This is a genomic window from Massilia consociata, from assembly GCF_042432755.1.
Lineage (GTDB): Bacteria > Pseudomonadota > Gammaproteobacteria > Burkholderiales > Burkholderiaceae_D > Telluria > Telluria consociata.
The window spans coordinates 359,992-374,973 of the sequence record NZ_JBHLWP010000011.1; the positions used below are offsets into that span (position 1 = coordinate 359,992).

The following is a 14,982-nucleotide window of genomic DNA, read 5'->3' on the forward strand; positions in this document are numbered from 1 at the left end:
ATGTCCATGTCACGCGAAGAACTCGAACAGGCCCTGCTGGGCGATCCGTTCAATACCGCCGTCCGCCTCGACTACGCCGACCTATTGCTGGCTGCCTCGGATGCGGCCGTGGCCCTGCAGCAATACGAACTGTCGACGCGCCAGCAGGCCGGCGCCCGTGCCCTGTCCGGCATGGCGCGCGCCCTGCTCGCACTGAACCGGCACGCCGAGGCACTGAACGCCTACGCCCGAGCACGCCAGCACGACGATTTCGTCGCCGACGCCGACCTGGAACAGTTGTCCGGAACCGCACGCACGGGCGCCGCGCCGGCCCTGTCCCTGATCGCCGGCACGGACAAGGTGGTCCCCCTCAAGCCGCAAGCCGGGCATGCGCTGCGCTTCGACGACGTCGGCGGCATGGCGGACCTGAAGAAATCGCTGCGCCTGCACATCATCGAGCCCTTCCTGCGCCCGTCCCTGTTCGCCCGCTTCAAGAAGGATGCGGGCGGCGGCATCCTGCTGTATGGTCCGCCCGGCTGCGGAAAGACCATGATCGCGCGCGCCATTGCCGGCGAGTGCAATGCGGCTTTCGTCTCGGTCGGGATCAGCGACGTGCTCAACATGTGGATGGGCGAAAGCGAACGCAACCTGGCCCAGCTGTTCGAGAAGGCGCGCGCCCAAAAGCCTTGCGTGCTGTTCTTCGACGAGCTCGACGCCCTGGCCTTCTCGCGCTCCAAGGCACATAGCGAGCACAGCCGCACTATCGTCAACGAATTCCTGGCCCAGCTGGACGGCCTGGAACGCAACAACCGCGACGTGCTCTTCCTGGGCGCGACGAACATGCCATGGGATGTCGATGCCGCCATGAAACGGCCTGGCCGGTTCTCGCGCCAGATATTCGTACCGCCGCCCGATCTCGAGGCGCGCCGCCACATCATTGCGCTCAAGCTGCGCGACGTGCCGGCCGAAGGCGTCGACACCGACGCGCTGGCCAGGGCTACCGAACAGTTCTCCGGGGCCGACATCGACGGCCTGGTCGACCTGGCCAAGGAAAGCGCGATCCACGACATCATCGCCGGCAATCCGGAGCGGCCGCTCAATAGCGCCGACTTCAGCTTCGCCCTCGACGCATGCCAACCCTCGACGCTCGAGTGGCTCAAGACGGCGCGCAACCTGGTGCGCTACGCAGGCAGCGACACGAGCTACCGCGACGTGGAAAAATACCTGAAGCAGGCCAAACTGCTCTAGCGCCGGCGCCTGCGGCAAGCCGGTCGACGCACGAACGCGCAACGCAATGCCGGGGCGCCGCAGTCATGTCCCGTCTCTGCTTGACAATCCAGGCGGACGCGCGGATATTGTTACCTCAGGGCAATTCATTGAGCTTGTAACCAATCGTGTGCGCCCTTGTATTCGCAGCCTCGACATGTAAAATTAACAATATACCGTGCAGGTTACACAACAGTGTGGATCGGCGGCTGGAACCTGGAATCGACGCTTAGCCTTGGCACCAACATGTCACGAAATTTTCTTCCACACATGAGCATCTGCATGCCGCGTGCCGACGGCGCGACCAGCCTGGCTTGCCCGCTCGACGTCTTCCGGTGCGCGCCCTGCAAGCCAGTCATCCAGGGCTGTTGCCCTGACGCCGCCCCGCTTGCCTGAGCTCGGCGGACGCGACACCCCGCCCCCGCCGGGCCAACCTGCCAGCAATTCCGTGCCCCTACAGGCGCCAAACGACAGCAACGCCAGTCTCCGGTGGAGACGGCAAGAGGAATTCACCATGAACACCGAACATTCGCATCCGCACATCCACTCCGCGACCGTCGACCGCAGCAATCCGGCAGCACCGAAGCGCACCTTTGCCAAACGCATTCTCGACAACGGCCGCCGCCTGCGCAAGCGCATCGGCGTCGTCTTAGGCTTGGGCATGGGTGTCGCTGCGCTCGTCATTGCGCTGGAATAAGGCGTTGAACACCAGCAACCCGCCGGGCCTTATTGTGATTTCGTCCAGCCGTCAGCTATACTGCCGTCTGACGTAATCCATTTCCCCGTCTGCATGCCTTCGTCCGCCGACGCCATCTTCGCCAAGCGATTTACCAGCGCCTTCCTGCGCCGGCTGCTGCTATGCATCTGCTCGCTCGTGCTGGTGTCGCAACTGGTGGGCGCCGCCTTCCACAAGCATGACGCCACTGAGCAATTGCCCGACTGTGTGGCCTGCCAGCTCGCGTCGCAGCCCCTTGCCGACATCCCGGCCGTTCCGCCTTCCCTGCTGGCGGTCTTCCTGCTTGTCGCCTACGTCCTTGCGCGCCAGCCGCGACCGCCGGCTGTCGTCCTGCGCCGCTACCTGATTCCGTCCCGCCAGGCGCCGCCCGCGCCGCGCTGCGCCATCCGCTAACTCCCGCACGCCTGCCGCGCCGTCCTGCGCGCCCGCATCGTGCGGGCCGCAAACTGTCCGGCCGCGCCATGCGCAAGGCCGGCGCGACGGATCCGTTCATTCACGATGTGGGTTTTCCGCGCGCACCCCGCGCGTTCCATGCTGGCGGCCCTGCTCGCCGCCGCGCTGCTGTTCGCCGCCGACCTCGGCTGGCGCCACCGGATCGCGCACGGCCAGGCCGGCGCGTCCGATACGGCGCCGGCCTCGTCGAAAACCGCACTGCATTCGTGCGCCGCGCTCGATGTCGCCGCCCTGGGCGCGGTCCTTGGCCCGACGCCGTTCGCGCTCGCCCCGTGGCGTCAGCGGCCGCCGGTGCGCGTCCCCGCCGCTCCCGCCTCGGCTGCGCCGACGGCCACCATCCACTTCTCCGCGCGTGCCCCGCCCTGCCGCCTTGCCCATGACGCCGCCTCGCATGGCGGCACGACCGGCGCAGCATGCGCCTGAATCTTCCGTTCGCAGCTCCTTGCACATGCCAGTGCACAGGCTGCGGCAGCACGCTCGAAAGAAGAAAGCATGAACCAGCTACACGCCAGACTCGCGCCCGTCGCGATGGCACTGACTTTATTTCCAACCGCCGCCGTCCGTGCCCAGCAGGCCGAGGACACGGCATCGCCCGCCTCGGTCGAGGTGGTCGGCCGCCGCGCCGGCGGCGACTATCTCGTCCAGGAAGCGAGCGGCGCCAAATCGGACCTGCCGCTGCGCGAACTGCCGCAGGCGGTGCGCATCATGTCGCGCCAGGCACTCGACGACCTCGGCGCCGTACGCGTCGACGATGTCCTCGACTACGTGGGCGGCGTCTCGCGCCAGAACAACTTCGGCGGCATGTGGGACAACATCGCCATACGCGGCCTGGCCGGCGACGCCAACAACGGCATCGCCATGCTGCAGAACGGCTTCGCCGCCAACCGCGGCTTCCGGGCCCCGCGCGACACTGCCAACCTGGAACGCGTCGAATTCCTGAAGGGGACGGCGGCCGCGCTGTACGGCGCCAGCGAACCGGGCGGAACCGTCAACTTCGTCACCAAGAGCCCGCAGTGGCGGGCGGCGCGCGCCGCCGAGCTGTACGCGGGCAGCCACGACTACTACCGCGCCGCCCTCGACGCCACCGGTCCGCTGGGCGACAAGCTGGCCTACCGCCTGAACCTGGCGCATGAAGACCGCGGCAGCTTCCGCGACCACCTCGGCAGCCGCCGTACGCTGGTGGCCCCGGCGCTTGCCTGGCGACTGGCGCCGGGCACCCGGTTCGACTACCGCGGCGAGTTCCTGCGCCACGAAGGGCCGTTCGACCGCGGCGTCCCCTTCGTCAACGGCGCCCTGGGCGCGGTCCCGCGCGAGCGCTTCCTGGGCGAGCCGGGCGACGGCGACGTGCGGGTCGAGAACCATGCCCACCAGTTGGTGCTCGAGCACGTGCTGGAGTCCGGCTGGCAGTTGCGCGCCGGACTCGGCTACCTGGCCGCCGACATGCGCGGCTATTCGACCGAGCCCCAACCGACGCTGCAGCCGGACGAGCGCACGCTGCGCCGCCAGCGCCGCTACCGCGACTACCGCTCTCACGACACCAGCGCGCACGCCGAGCTGGGCGGCAGCGTGAATGCCGGCGGCGTCAACCACCAGCTGCTGTTCGGCGTGGAGGCATCGCGTCTCGACGCCGACCAGCGCCAGCTGCGCGCCTCGCCGTCCGCCGCCCGTCCTTACGCGATCGACATCTTCGCTCCCGTCTACGGCCAACCGCGCCCGGAACCGGTGCCCAACACCGACACCGAGGACGACCAGGAAACGCGCGCCTTCTACGTCCAGGACACGGTGCGGCTGGGCGAGCGCTGGCGCCTGGTGGCGGCCGTGCGCGCCGATCGCCACGACCAGGAGCTGCGCAACCTGCGCAACGGCCGCACCGCGCGCCAGTCGCCGCACGCGAACTCGCCGCGCGCGGGCCTGAGCTTCCTCGCCAGCGATACCTGGACCCTGTTCGCCAATGCCGGCCGTTCGTTCCGCCCGAATACCGGCGCCGACGCATCGGGCCAGGCCTTCAGCCCCGAGAAAGGCAAGGCGCTCGAACTGGGCGCCAAGTGGCAGAACACGGCCAGTACGCTGGGCGCGACGGTGGCGCTGTACGACATCCGCAAGCGCAACGTGCTGACCGCCGACCCGCTCAACCCGGACTTCTCGATCGCGGCCGGCGAAGTGCGCAGCCGCGGCCTGGACGCCGACCTGTCGGGCCAGCTCACGCGTGCCTGGCGCATCAACGCCAGCCTGTCCTGGATCGATGCGCAGGTCGTGGCCGACAACACGCTGCAGCCGGGCAGCCGCCTGCTGAACATCCCGCGCCTGAACGGCAGCCTGATGCTGCTGCACGAGTCGACGCTCGCCAACGGCGCCCGGGTCGGCATCGGCGGGGCGCTCACGCACAGCGCGAAACGCCTGGCCGAGACGCGCACTGCGGCGCAGGCGCGGGCCGGGGCGCCGACCTTCGAGCTGCCGGCGTATTCGCTGGCGCGGCTGGTCGCCTACTGGCAGCTCTCGCCCGCGCTGCGCCTGTCGCTCGACATCGACAACCTGTTCGACCGCAGCTACTACACCAGCTCGGTGCAGCGCACCTGGGTCGCGCCCGGCCCGGCACGCTCGGCCTCGCTCGGCCTGCAGGCCCGCTTCTGACGATACGAAAGGAACACCATGACCACCACTTCTTCCCTGGCCCTCGAGGCGACCGGCGTCTGCGTCGCCTACCACGGCACCCCGGTCCTGCGCGACCTGAACATCAAGGTACGGCGCGGCGAGATCTACGCCCTGCTCGGCGGCAACGGCGCCGGCAAGTCGACCACGCTCAACACCTTCCTCGGCTTTACCCGGCCCCAAGCCGGCGCGGTGCGCGTCTGCGGCATCGATGTCGCCTCCGACGTGCTGGCGGCGCGCGCGCAACTGGCCTACGTGCCGGAAAACGTCGCGCTCTACGAGCACCTCGACGCGCGCGAGAACATCGAGTACTTCCTGCGCCTGGCCGGCACCGCCTGGACCGACGCATCGATCGCCGCCGCCTTGCGCGCGGTGCGGCTGGACGAATCGGCCTGGCGGCGCCGCCTGTCCGGCTACTCCAAAGGCATGCGCCAGAAGGTGGCGATCGCGCTGGCCGTGGCGCGGGCGGTGCCGGTCCTGCTGCTGGACGAGCCGACCAGCGGCCTCGACCCGCAAGCCACCACGGAATTCAACACGCTCCTGCAAAGCCTGCGCGCCGAAGGCGCCGCCGTCTTCATGGTCACGCACGACCTGCTGGGCGCGGCCGAGGTGGCGGACCGCATCGGTTTCCTCGACCATGGTCACATCGCGCACGAGTATGCCGCTGCCGGCGGCGAGCGTTTCGACGTGCGCGAACTGTACCGCCGCTACGCCGGCGCGCGGGAGGCGGCATGACGGCGCGCTTTCGCAGCACGGTCGCGGCCATCGCGCGCACCGAGTGGCGCGCCATGCTGCGCAACCAGGTGGCGGTGGCGGCCGGCGTCCTGATGCTGGCGCTGACCCTGGCCGCGATCCTGGTCAGCCACGAGCGCGTGCGCGCCGTGAACGCCGAGCGCGCCCGCTTCCAGGCCAGCGCCGACGAGCAGTGGCACAGCCAGCCCGACCGCCATCCGCACCGCGTGGTCCATTACGGCCACTACGTGTTCCGGCCGCTCAGCCCGCTCGCCTTCTTCGACTTCGGCGTCGACCCGTTCACCGGGCATACCCTGTTCCTTGAAGGTCACCGCCAGAACAGCGCGAATTTCAGCGATGCGGGCCAGTCGTCCGTGCTGCTGCGCTTCGGCCAGCTGACCCCGGCCTTCGTGCTGCAGGTGCTGACGCCGCTGCTGATCGTGTTCCTCGCCTTCGGCAGCGTGGCGCGCGAACGTGAACGGGGCCAGTTGCGCCTGCAGCTCACGCAAGGCGTCAAGGGCACCACCCTGCTGGCCGGCAAGCTGGCGGCGCACGCGGCCATCGCCATGCTGCTGGCCTCGCCCGCCTTCGTCGCCCTCGGCGCCATCGCCGTGCTGCACGGGGCGGTGGCGGCCGAAGCGCTGGCGATACTGGCCGGCTATGCGCTCTACCTGCTGGTATGGGCGGTCGCGGCGGTACTGGTGTCGGCGCTGCTGCCGCGCGCGCGCGACGCCCTGCTGGCGCTGGTGGGCGGCTGGATCGTCACCGCCATCCTGCTGCCGCGCGTGATGCCGGACTTCGCGACGATGGACATCGAGCGGCCGACCCGCATCGAGACCGAGGTCGCGATCCACGAGCGCCTCAAGGCGCTGGGCGACAGCCACGACCCGGACGACCCGTATTTCAGCCGCTTCCGCCAGCAGGTGCTGGCCAAGTACGGCGTCGCGCGCATCGAGGACCTGCCGGTCAACTACGGCGGACTGGTGATGCAGGAAGGCGAGCGCCTGACGAGCGAGCTGTTCGACGAATTCATGCGCGCCGACTACGAACGGCAGACGGCGCAAAGCGGCATCGTCCATCGCGCCGCGCTGGCCAGTCCGGTGATCGCGCTGCGCCGGATGTCGACCGCGCTTGCCGGAACCAACCTGGACAGCCACACCCGCTTCCTGTTCGAGGGCGAGAAGTACCGCTACCGCTTCGTGCAGGCGCTCAACCGCCTGCACACCACGGAAATCCGCTACCAGAACGACCGCGACCAGCGCGTCGGCAAGCACCATTGGGACGACACGCCCCGCTTCGGCTACGCGCCGGCGCCGTTCGCCGAGGTGGCGCCACGCCACGCCTGGCCGGCCTTCGCCCTGCTGGGCGGCTGGCTGGCGGCGCTCGCCGTGTCCGCCCGCTGGGTCGCGCAACGCCTGGAAAGGACTGGAAAATGAAGAAACCCTTGTTGCCTGCACTGCTGCTTGAACTTCGCCTCGTGCTGCACTCGCGCCTGGCAACCGGCGCGGTCGTGCTGCTGCTCCTGCTGTCGGCGCTGTCGGTGTGGAGCGGCCTGCAGGCCGTCGCCGCCCAGCGCGCCGCACTGGAGCGGGTCGCGGCCAGCCACCAGGCCGACCTGGCCTCGGTCGTCAAGAAATACGCGGACGGCGCCGACGCCGGCTCGGTCGCCTACGCCACCCCGCACCTGACCACCAACCCGCCCGCGCCGCTGGCCTTCGCCGCCTTCGGCCAGCGCGACGTGCAGCCGTTCTCGCTGCGCGTGCGCCTGCTCGGGCTGCATTCCCAGCTGTACGAATCGGAAACGATCAACCCGGAACTGGCCATGGCCGGGCGCTTCGACTTCGCCTTCCTGCTGGTCTACCTGGCGCCGCTGTTCGTGATCGCCCTGATGCACGACCTGGTCACGGGCGAGCGCGAGGCAGGCCGCCTGCGCCTGTTGTCCTCGCTGCCGACGGGAACGGGGGGCATCTGGCGCCGCCGCGTCGGCCTGCGCTTCGCGCTGGTCTGGCTGGCGGCGCTGCTGCCGCTGGCCGCGGGCGTCGGGATCGCCGGCGCCGGCGCCGCCGCGCTGGGGCAGGTAGCGCTGGTGGCCACGCTCTACCTCGCCTTCTGGTTCGGCCTTGCAGCCTGGGTGGCGGGACGCGCCCGCAGCTCGGCCGGCAGCGCCGCGATCCTGCTGGCCTGCCTGGTCGGGCTGACGATGATCGTGCCGACCGCCGTCGATGCGGCGATCGCGCGCGCGGTACCGGTCTCGAAAGGGGTGGAGCTGGCCCTGGCCCAGCGCCAGGAAGTGCACAACGGCTGGGACCTGCCCAAGCCGCTCGCCTTCGAGAAATTCTTCCGTAACCACCCGGAATGGAAGGACACGCCGCCGGTCACCGGGCGCTTTCACTGGAAGTGGTATTACGCGATGCACCAGGCCGGCGACGAGGCGGTCGCCCCGCAGGTCGCGCAATACCGTGCCAGCATGGGGGCGCGCGAGGACTGGACCGCGCGTGCCGGGCTGCTGCTGGCGTCGGTCAACGTGCAGGTGCTGCTGCACCGGCTGGCGGCAACCGACCTGCAGGCGCAACTGGCGTACCAGGAACGCATCGGGGGCTTCCATACGCAGCTGCGGCGCTTCTTCTATCCGTACTTCTTCAATGAGCAGCCGTTCGGACGCGCGGACTTCGCACGCATGCCGGCCTATGAGGCTGTGACGCCGGAAGGCAGCCTGCCGGCCGGGCCGCTGGCGGCGCTGGCGCTGCTGGCCCTGCTTGCAGGCGTGCTCGGCATGCGCCGGCTGAACAGGGTGAGTTGATACGCGGCGGGCGGCGTGTCCGCCCGCCGTGCCAGGCTCAGAACTCGTCCCAGCCTTCGGTGGCCTCGGCCGTCACCGGCCGGGCTTGCCTGCGCGGCGTCGCCCTTGGTACGACAGGGGTGCCGATCCGCACGGGCGCCGTGGCCGCCGGCGCGGCGCCGCGGACGGCCCTTGCCTCGGCGCGCGGCGCCGGCATCGCCTGCTGTTCCAGCCTGAAGCTGCCGACCGCCTCGGCCAGCGCCGCCGCTTCTTCGCGCAGCGACTGCGCCGCCGCCGACGCCTCCTCGACCAGTGCCGCGTTCTGCTGCGTCACCTGGTCCATCTGGGTCACCGCGCCGTTGATCTGCTCGATGCCCGCGGTCTGCTCCTGGCTCGCCGCGGTGATTTCGGCCATGATGTCGGTCACGCGGCCGACACTCTCCACGATCTCGGCCATCGTCGCGCCGGCCTGGTCGACCAGCTCGGAACCGTGGTGCACCTTCTGGACCGAATCGTCGATCAGCACCTTGATTTCCTTGGCGGCGGCCGCGCTTCGCTGCGCCAGGTTGCGCACCTCGCTGGCCACGACGGCGAAGCCGCGGCCCTGCTCGCCGGCACGCGCGGCCTCCACCGCGGCGTTCAACGCCAGGATATTGGTCTGGAACGCGATGCCATCGATGACGGCGATGATGTCCACGATCCGCGTCGCCGAACTGTTGATGTCGCCCATCGTGCGCACCACCTGCCCGACCACCTCGCCGCCCTTGCCCGCCACCCGCTGCGCCGAGGCGGCCAGTGCGTTGGCCTGGCGCGCGTTGTCGGCGTTCTGGCGGACGGTCGAGGTCAGCTCTTCCATCGACGACGCCGTCTCTTCCAGCGAGCCGGCCTGCTGCTCGGTACGGCTGGAAAGGTCGAGATTGCCTGCTGCGATCTGGCCTGAGGCGGTCGCGATGGTGTCGGTGCCGCCGCGCACGCGGGTGACGATCTGCACCAGCGACATGTTCATGTCCTTCAGCGCCTGCAACAGGCGGCCGGTCTCGTCCTGGGTGGTGACCTCGATCTTCTGGGTCAGGTCGCCTGCCGCAACCGCGCCCGCGATCTCGACCGCGCGCTCGATCGGGCGCACGATGGCGCGCACCAGCATCGCGCCGACCACGGCCGCCGTCAAGAGGCCGAACACGAGGCCCGCCACGCAGGCCATGAACACGTTTTCATACGTCGCCTGGGAGGCTTCGTACTCGGCTTTCGCCACGCGCTGCTGGAGCTCGACCAGTTGCCCGCCGACGGCCACCACCGGCTGGGACAGGCGCGCCATGTCGCCCCCCACCACCTGGCCCGCCAGCGCAGTGTCGCCGGCCCGTACCGCCGCCATCGCCGGGTGCAGGCCCCGCTCGAGGAAGACCTGGCGCACCTCGTTGAACCTGGCGACCAGCGTTTCCTCCTCGGGGGTCAGCTCGGTTTGCTCGTAGGCCTTCCATTCCGCGCTCGCCAGGGCGATATTGTTGTCGACCTCGGTCAACATGGCGCTGCGCTGCGCTGCGTCGGTGCCGTTCGCGGCCTTCGCCACGAGCAGCTGGTTCCAGGCGAACAGCTGCATGACCTTGTCGATATGGGCCTGGGCCACCAGGCGGTTCTCGTACATGTCCTTGAGCTGGGCATTCGCCTGGCTCAGGCTGTAGAGACCGATGACGGCGCCGGCGACCAGCTCCGCGGCCAGGAAAGCAATGACGAAGACCAGGCGTGACTTGATAGTGAGTTTTTTGAGCATGGAGCTTTCTGATGATGTCAGCAAAACGGCGCAAAGCGCTTGTAATTAACGAAAATGATTACTATGCGACACGCATATTGAACTTAAGTAACATTTTGCGCAATGCTTACGTGGTCCTTACACAACAGAAATAGTATTTTGGCTTCAGGTACGCACAACATCGCCTTGGACGCAGCACCTTCCCCGTCGACAACAACCATGGTGGTTTGCCTATAGAATGCTGCGATTGATTTCCGCAGCGCACTCGCTGCCTTAAAGGCTCCAATGAACTTCCCTCTTCTCATCAACCTGGCGCTCGCGCTGGCGGTCTGCGTCCTGCTGTACCGCATGCAGGCCGGCCACGTTTCCTTCACCAAGCGCGTCTTCACCGGCCTCGGACTGGGCATCGTGCTCGGCGCCGGCCTGCAGGCCGTGTATGGCACGCCTTCGACCACGATCGCGGAAACCAACGCCTGGCTCGACGTGGTCGGCAGCGGCTACGTGAAGCTGCTGCAGATGATCATCATCCCCCTGATCATGGTGTCGATCGTGCAGGCCATCCTCAAGCTGCGCAATGCGGCCTCGCTCGGCACCATCAGCACGCTGACGATCGGCATCCTGATCCTGACGACCATCGTCGCGGCCGGGATCGGCATCCTGATGGCCAAGCTGTTCGGCCTGAGCGCGGCCGGCTTGAGCGCATCGAGCGCCGAGCTGGCGCGCGGCGAATACCTGCAAGGCAACCTGGCTGCGGCAAAGGACATTTCGCTCCCGGGCATGATCCTGTCCTTCATCCCGTCCAATCCCTTCCTCGACATGACCGGTGCGCGCAAGACCTCGACCATTGCGGTGGTCGTGTTCTCGATCTTCATCGGCATCTCCGCCACCGGCATTGCCGGCAAGAAGCCGGAAGTGTTCCAGTCCTTCAGCGAGTTCGTCCACGTGGCGCACGTGATCGTGATGCGCATAGTGACGCTGGTGCTGCGCCTGACGCCCTTCGGCGTGTTCGCACTGATGACGAAGATGGTGGCCGGTTCGAGCCTGCAGGACATCCTCGGCCTGGCGAGTTTCGTAGCCGCCTCCTACTGCGCGCTGGCGCTGATGTTCGGCGTGCACCTGCTGCTGGTCGCCGGCAGCGGCCTGAACCCGCTGCGCTATGTCGCCAAGATCTTCCCGGTGCTGGCCTTCGCCTTCACCTCGCGCACCAGCGCGGGCGCCATTCCGATGAGCGTGGCGACCCAGACGGCCCGCCTCGGCACCCCGGAAGGCATCGCCAATTTCGCGGCCTCATTCGGCGCCACCATCGGCCAGAACGGCTGCGCCGGCATCTATCCGGCAATGCTCGCGGTGATGATCGCGCCCACCGTCGGCATCGACCCGTTCACGGCCTCCTTCCTGCTGCCGTTGCTGGCGATCATCGCGTTCGGTTCGATCGGGGTGGCCGGCGTGGGTGGCGGCGCCACCTTCGCCGCCCTGATCGTGCTGTCGGCGATGGACCTGCCGGTGGCGCTGGCGGGCCTCCTGATCTCCGTGGAACCCCTGATCGACATGGGCCGCACCGCCCTCAACGTGAGCGGGTCCATCACTGCCGGCACCGTCACCAGCCGCCTCCTCGGACAGACCGATCTGCGGGTATTTCATAGCGACGCGGAAATCAATCTGGACAGCGAGGAACGCGTCGCCTGACGAGACGACCTGTGCCGTCCGGCAGGACAGGGCGGGCGCTGTCAGTGCGTTGTAAACACCCGTTGTAAGAGGGCTCCGACGCGACGGCAAGCCAGTGCGGAAGGGCTGCAATCGTGCGCGTTCAGCCCGACGAATCCGTCTATGATGACGCCATGTCAATATCATCAACGGGTCGGTAATGGAACAAAAGTGGCCGCAGGAAATCTGGCTGGTCAGGCATGGACAGAGCGCCGGCAACGTCGCGCGTGAACTGGCGGAAGCCTCCGCCGGGCACCACATCGACATCGCCGACCGCGACGTCGACGTGCCCCTGTCCGAGCTGGGCGAGCGCCAGTCGCAGGCGCTCGGCTCCTGGTTCGCCGCCATGCCGCCGGACCAGCGCCCGACCGTCGTGCTGCACTCGCCCTACGTGCGCGCCGCCGAGACCGCCAACATCCTGATGCAGCGCCTGGACCGCGACGCACTCGTCGTGCAGTCCGACGAGCGCTTGCGCGAGAAGGAATTCGGCATCCTCGACCGCCTCACCACCTACGGCATCGCGCACCACCACCCCGAGCTGTACGAGCAGCGCCAGCACGTCGGCAAGTTCTACTTCCGCCCGCCAGGCGGCGAAAGCTGGTGCGACGTGATCCTGCGCCTGCGCAGCGTGGTCGACACCCTGGAGCGCGAGTTCTGCCGCGAGCGCGTGCTGATCGTCGCGCACCAGGTGACGGTCAACTGCTTCCGCTACCTGTTCGAGCGGCTCGACGAAAAAACCATTCTCGATTTCGACCGTGCCGGCGACGTGCCGAACTGCTCGGTCACGTCCTACAGTTTCGACCCGGCCCTCGGGAAGCATGGCGACCTGGCCCTGCGGCTCGTGAATTTCGTCGCGCCGCTCGAAGCGAGCGGCACCCCTGTCACTGCGGGCAAAGACCTCCCCTCCGCCCCGAAGGCCTGAACCCACCGCCATGGAAACGCTCCTCGACACGCCCTTACGTGCCACTGCCGTGCATGACATCGACACAGCCCTGCTGCGCAGCTGGCCCGTGCCGATGCCGGCCGTCGAGGGCGACAAGGAAATCCGCGGCCACGTACTGGTGGTCGGCGGTTCGAGCGAGATGCCGGGCGCAATCATCCTGGCGGCCACCGCCGCGCTGCGCGCCGGCGCCGGCAAGCTGACCATCGCCACCGGGCAGAGCGTGGCCCAGCTGGTCGCCCTGGCCATGCCCGAAGCGCGCGTCATCGGCTTGCCCGAGCACGCCAGCGACGGTTTCAGCCTCGATGCGGTGGCCAGCCTCGACCCGCTTGCCGAGCGGGTGGACGCGGTCCTGCTCGGGCCCGGCATGCGCGACGAACCGGCCACCGCGCGACTGGTGCATGCCCTGCTGCCGCGCTTCGATGCCGCCGGCACGGCCGTCGTGCTCGACGCCTGTGCCATGGGCGCGCTGCGGTATCCGCCGGCCGGCCAGCCCTGGCGCTTCGAGCGCCCGGTGGTCCTGACGCCGCATGCCGGCGAGATGGCACACCTGACCGGCATCGCCAAGGACGACATCGTTGCCCAGCCCGATCCGCAGGCCCTGGACGCCGCGTATACGTGGAATGCCGTGGTCGCATTAAAAGGTGCGCGCACTGTCATCGCAACGCCGGATGGAACGTTGTATCAACATGAAGGCGGCAATGTGGGCCTGGCCATCTCCGGTTCCGGGGACGTCCTGGCCGGCATCATCGCCGGGCTGGCGGCGCGTGGCGCGTCGCTGCAGCAGGCGAGCTGCTGGGGCGTGGCGCTGCATGCGCGCGCCGGGGAACGCCTTGCAGAACGCATGGGCACGCTTGGATATCTGGCGCGGGAGATTTCACAGGAAATTCCCGCGTTGCTGGAACAGGTCGCAGGCGCACATGCCGGCGACGCCGAAACCATCCGGCAGCAGACGCCGGTGGGTTGGGGAATGGGTGTGTGACACCTGGTTTCCAACACGTTCCGCAGCACGACGCGGAACGACGTACGAAGGTGTGCTTTCCGGCGAACTGGCAGCCTGGCTGCCGGTCCAATTTGTACAGTCGGATTCGTGCACTGACCGGGGCCGCGTATTGCGTCGGTTCCCTGATGGTTCCACTGCTGGGTTCCCGAACCCTCGGAGGACCTAACCTGGCGCCCTTGCCTCCATGGCCTCACCTGGAGATAACGGCACAAGATAGACGTGAACGAGGAGTGTAAACAATGAAAGCAATGACCAAAGCACCAAAAATCCTGCTGACCGCTGCCATCCTGGCTTCCCTGCTGGGCGCTTGCCGCAAGAACGAACCGGCAACCGACGCTGGCACCACCACGGGCGACACGTCGGCCACCACGCCAAGCAGCACCTCGGGCGCCACCGGCACCACGGGTGACACCGGCACCGGCGCAACCGGCACCGGCGCAACCGGCACCACCGGCACCACCGGCGACATGGGCACCGGCGCAACCGGTACCGGCGCAACCGGCACCACCGGCGACATGGGCACCGGCACCACCGGCACTGGCGCGACCGGCACCACTGGCACCGGCACCTCGGGCACCTCGGGTTCGATGGGTACCACCGGCACCGGCACCGACACCGGCACTGGCACTGGCACCGGCACCGGTACCTCGGGCACCTCGGGCTCGACCGGCACCACCGGCACCGGCACCGGCAGCAGCAGCGGCGGCTGATCCGTTATCCGCCAGGCAACGAACGGGGCCCGCGGTGCGGGCTCCGGGACTTCCGGTCCTGGCCGGAAGCCGGCTTCGTGCTGCAGCACCCGCATCGTCGATCGCCAGCCCGGCAGGGCTGGCCATGATGTATCGTGTCGCCCGCGGCAGTCGCCGCGTGCTTCCTTTCCCCAAGCCCTCCCCGTCCAGTCCCCTTTGCACTGAGCGCCTGTTTGCGCGCTGCGTTTATTCGGTGCGCCCTCGTTATCCAGAACGCCCCTGCTCCCTCGTATGCGGCCTGCCGG

Annotated in this window: 13 protein-coding genes; 12 read left to right on the forward strand and 1 reads right to left on the reverse strand. The window is 68.5% G+C overall.

Annotated features, from left to right (window positions below):
- The 8 genes from ACFFJK_RS12715 (at position 1) to ACFFJK_RS12750 (ending at position 8,615) form a co-directional block, all read left to right on the forward strand.
- A complete protein-coding gene (locus ACFFJK_RS12715) occupies positions 1-1,227 on the forward strand; it encodes an AAA family ATPase (RefSeq protein WP_379679559.1) in 1,227 nt (408 codons plus the stop codon).
- Positions 1,228-1,759: 532 nt separating this feature from the next.
- On the forward strand, positions 1,760-1,942 hold the full coding sequence (locus tag ACFFJK_RS12720) for a hypothetical protein (protein WP_379679560.1): 183 nt from the start codon (positions 1,760-1,762) through the stop codon (positions 1,940-1,942).
- Between the two features lie 93 nt (positions 1,943-2,035).
- Complete coding sequence (locus ACFFJK_RS12725; RefSeq protein WP_379679562.1) at positions 2,036-2,374, forward strand: hypothetical protein; 339 nt, start codon at positions 2,036-2,038, stop codon at positions 2,372-2,374.
- A gap of 105 nt (positions 2,375-2,479) precedes the next feature.
- Positions 2,480-2,857 carry a hypothetical protein gene (locus ACFFJK_RS12730; RefSeq protein ID WP_379679564.1) on the forward strand — a complete coding sequence of 126 codons (378 nt, stop codon included), beginning with the start codon at positions 2,480-2,482 and terminating at the stop codon, positions 2,855-2,857.
- Positions 2,858-2,926: 69 nt separating this feature from the next.
- The gene (locus tag ACFFJK_RS12735) at positions 2,927-5,065 is read left to right on the forward strand and encodes a TonB-dependent siderophore receptor (RefSeq protein WP_379679565.1); all 2,139 of its coding nucleotides are present in this window, start codon (positions 2,927-2,929) and stop codon (positions 5,063-5,065) included.
- 18 nt (positions 5,066-5,083) lie between these two features.
- Positions 5,084-5,818: an ABC transporter ATP-binding protein gene (locus tag ACFFJK_RS12740; RefSeq protein ID WP_379679566.1), complete on the forward strand. Its 735-nt coding sequence runs from the start codon at positions 5,084-5,086 to the stop codon at positions 5,816-5,818.
- The gene (locus tag ACFFJK_RS12745) at positions 5,815-7,251 is read left to right on the forward strand and encodes an ABC transporter permease (RefSeq protein ID WP_379679567.1); all 1,437 of its coding nucleotides are present in this window, start codon (positions 5,815-5,817) and stop codon (positions 7,249-7,251) included. Before ACFFJK_RS12740 ends, ACFFJK_RS12745 begins: the two co-directional genes overlap by 4 nt.
- Complete coding sequence (locus ACFFJK_RS12750; protein WP_379679568.1) at positions 7,248-8,615, forward strand: DUF3526 domain-containing protein; 1,368 nt, start codon at positions 7,248-7,250, stop codon at positions 8,613-8,615. Before ACFFJK_RS12745 ends, ACFFJK_RS12750 begins: the two co-directional genes overlap by 4 nt.
- Before the next feature lie 37 nt (positions 8,616-8,652).
- Here the strand turns inward: ACFFJK_RS12750 and ACFFJK_RS12755 are convergent, their stop codons facing one another.
- Positions 8,653-10,362, reverse strand: coding sequence for a methyl-accepting chemotaxis protein (locus ACFFJK_RS12755; RefSeq protein ID WP_379679570.1), 1,710 nt, complete (start codon positions 10,360-10,362; stop codon positions 8,653-8,655).
- Between the two features lie 264 nt (positions 10,363-10,626).
- Here ACFFJK_RS12755 and ACFFJK_RS12760 point away from each other — a divergent pair, with 264 nt between their 5' ends.
- The 4 genes from ACFFJK_RS12760 (at position 10,627) to ACFFJK_RS12775 (ending at position 14,698) form a co-directional block, all read left to right on the forward strand.
- Positions 10,627-12,027 (forward strand): L-cystine transporter, encoded by a 1,401-nt coding sequence (locus tag ACFFJK_RS12760; protein ID WP_379679571.1) that lies wholly within the window; start codon positions 10,627-10,629, stop codon positions 12,025-12,027.
- A 178-nt stretch (positions 12,028-12,205) separates the two neighbouring features.
- A complete protein-coding gene (locus tag ACFFJK_RS12765) occupies positions 12,206-12,967 on the forward strand; it encodes a histidine phosphatase family protein (protein WP_379679573.1) in 762 nt (253 codons plus the stop codon).
- Between the two features lie 10 nt (positions 12,968-12,977).
- Positions 12,978-13,967 (forward strand): NAD(P)H-hydrate dehydratase, encoded by a 990-nt coding sequence (locus tag ACFFJK_RS12770; RefSeq protein ID WP_379679575.1) that lies wholly within the window; start codon positions 12,978-12,980, stop codon positions 13,965-13,967.
- Between the two features lie 260 nt (positions 13,968-14,227).
- Positions 14,228-14,698, forward strand: coding sequence for a hypothetical protein (locus ACFFJK_RS12775; RefSeq protein ID WP_379679576.1), 471 nt, complete (start codon positions 14,228-14,230; stop codon positions 14,696-14,698).
- The last annotated feature ends 284 nt before the right edge of the window (positions 14,699-14,982 follow it).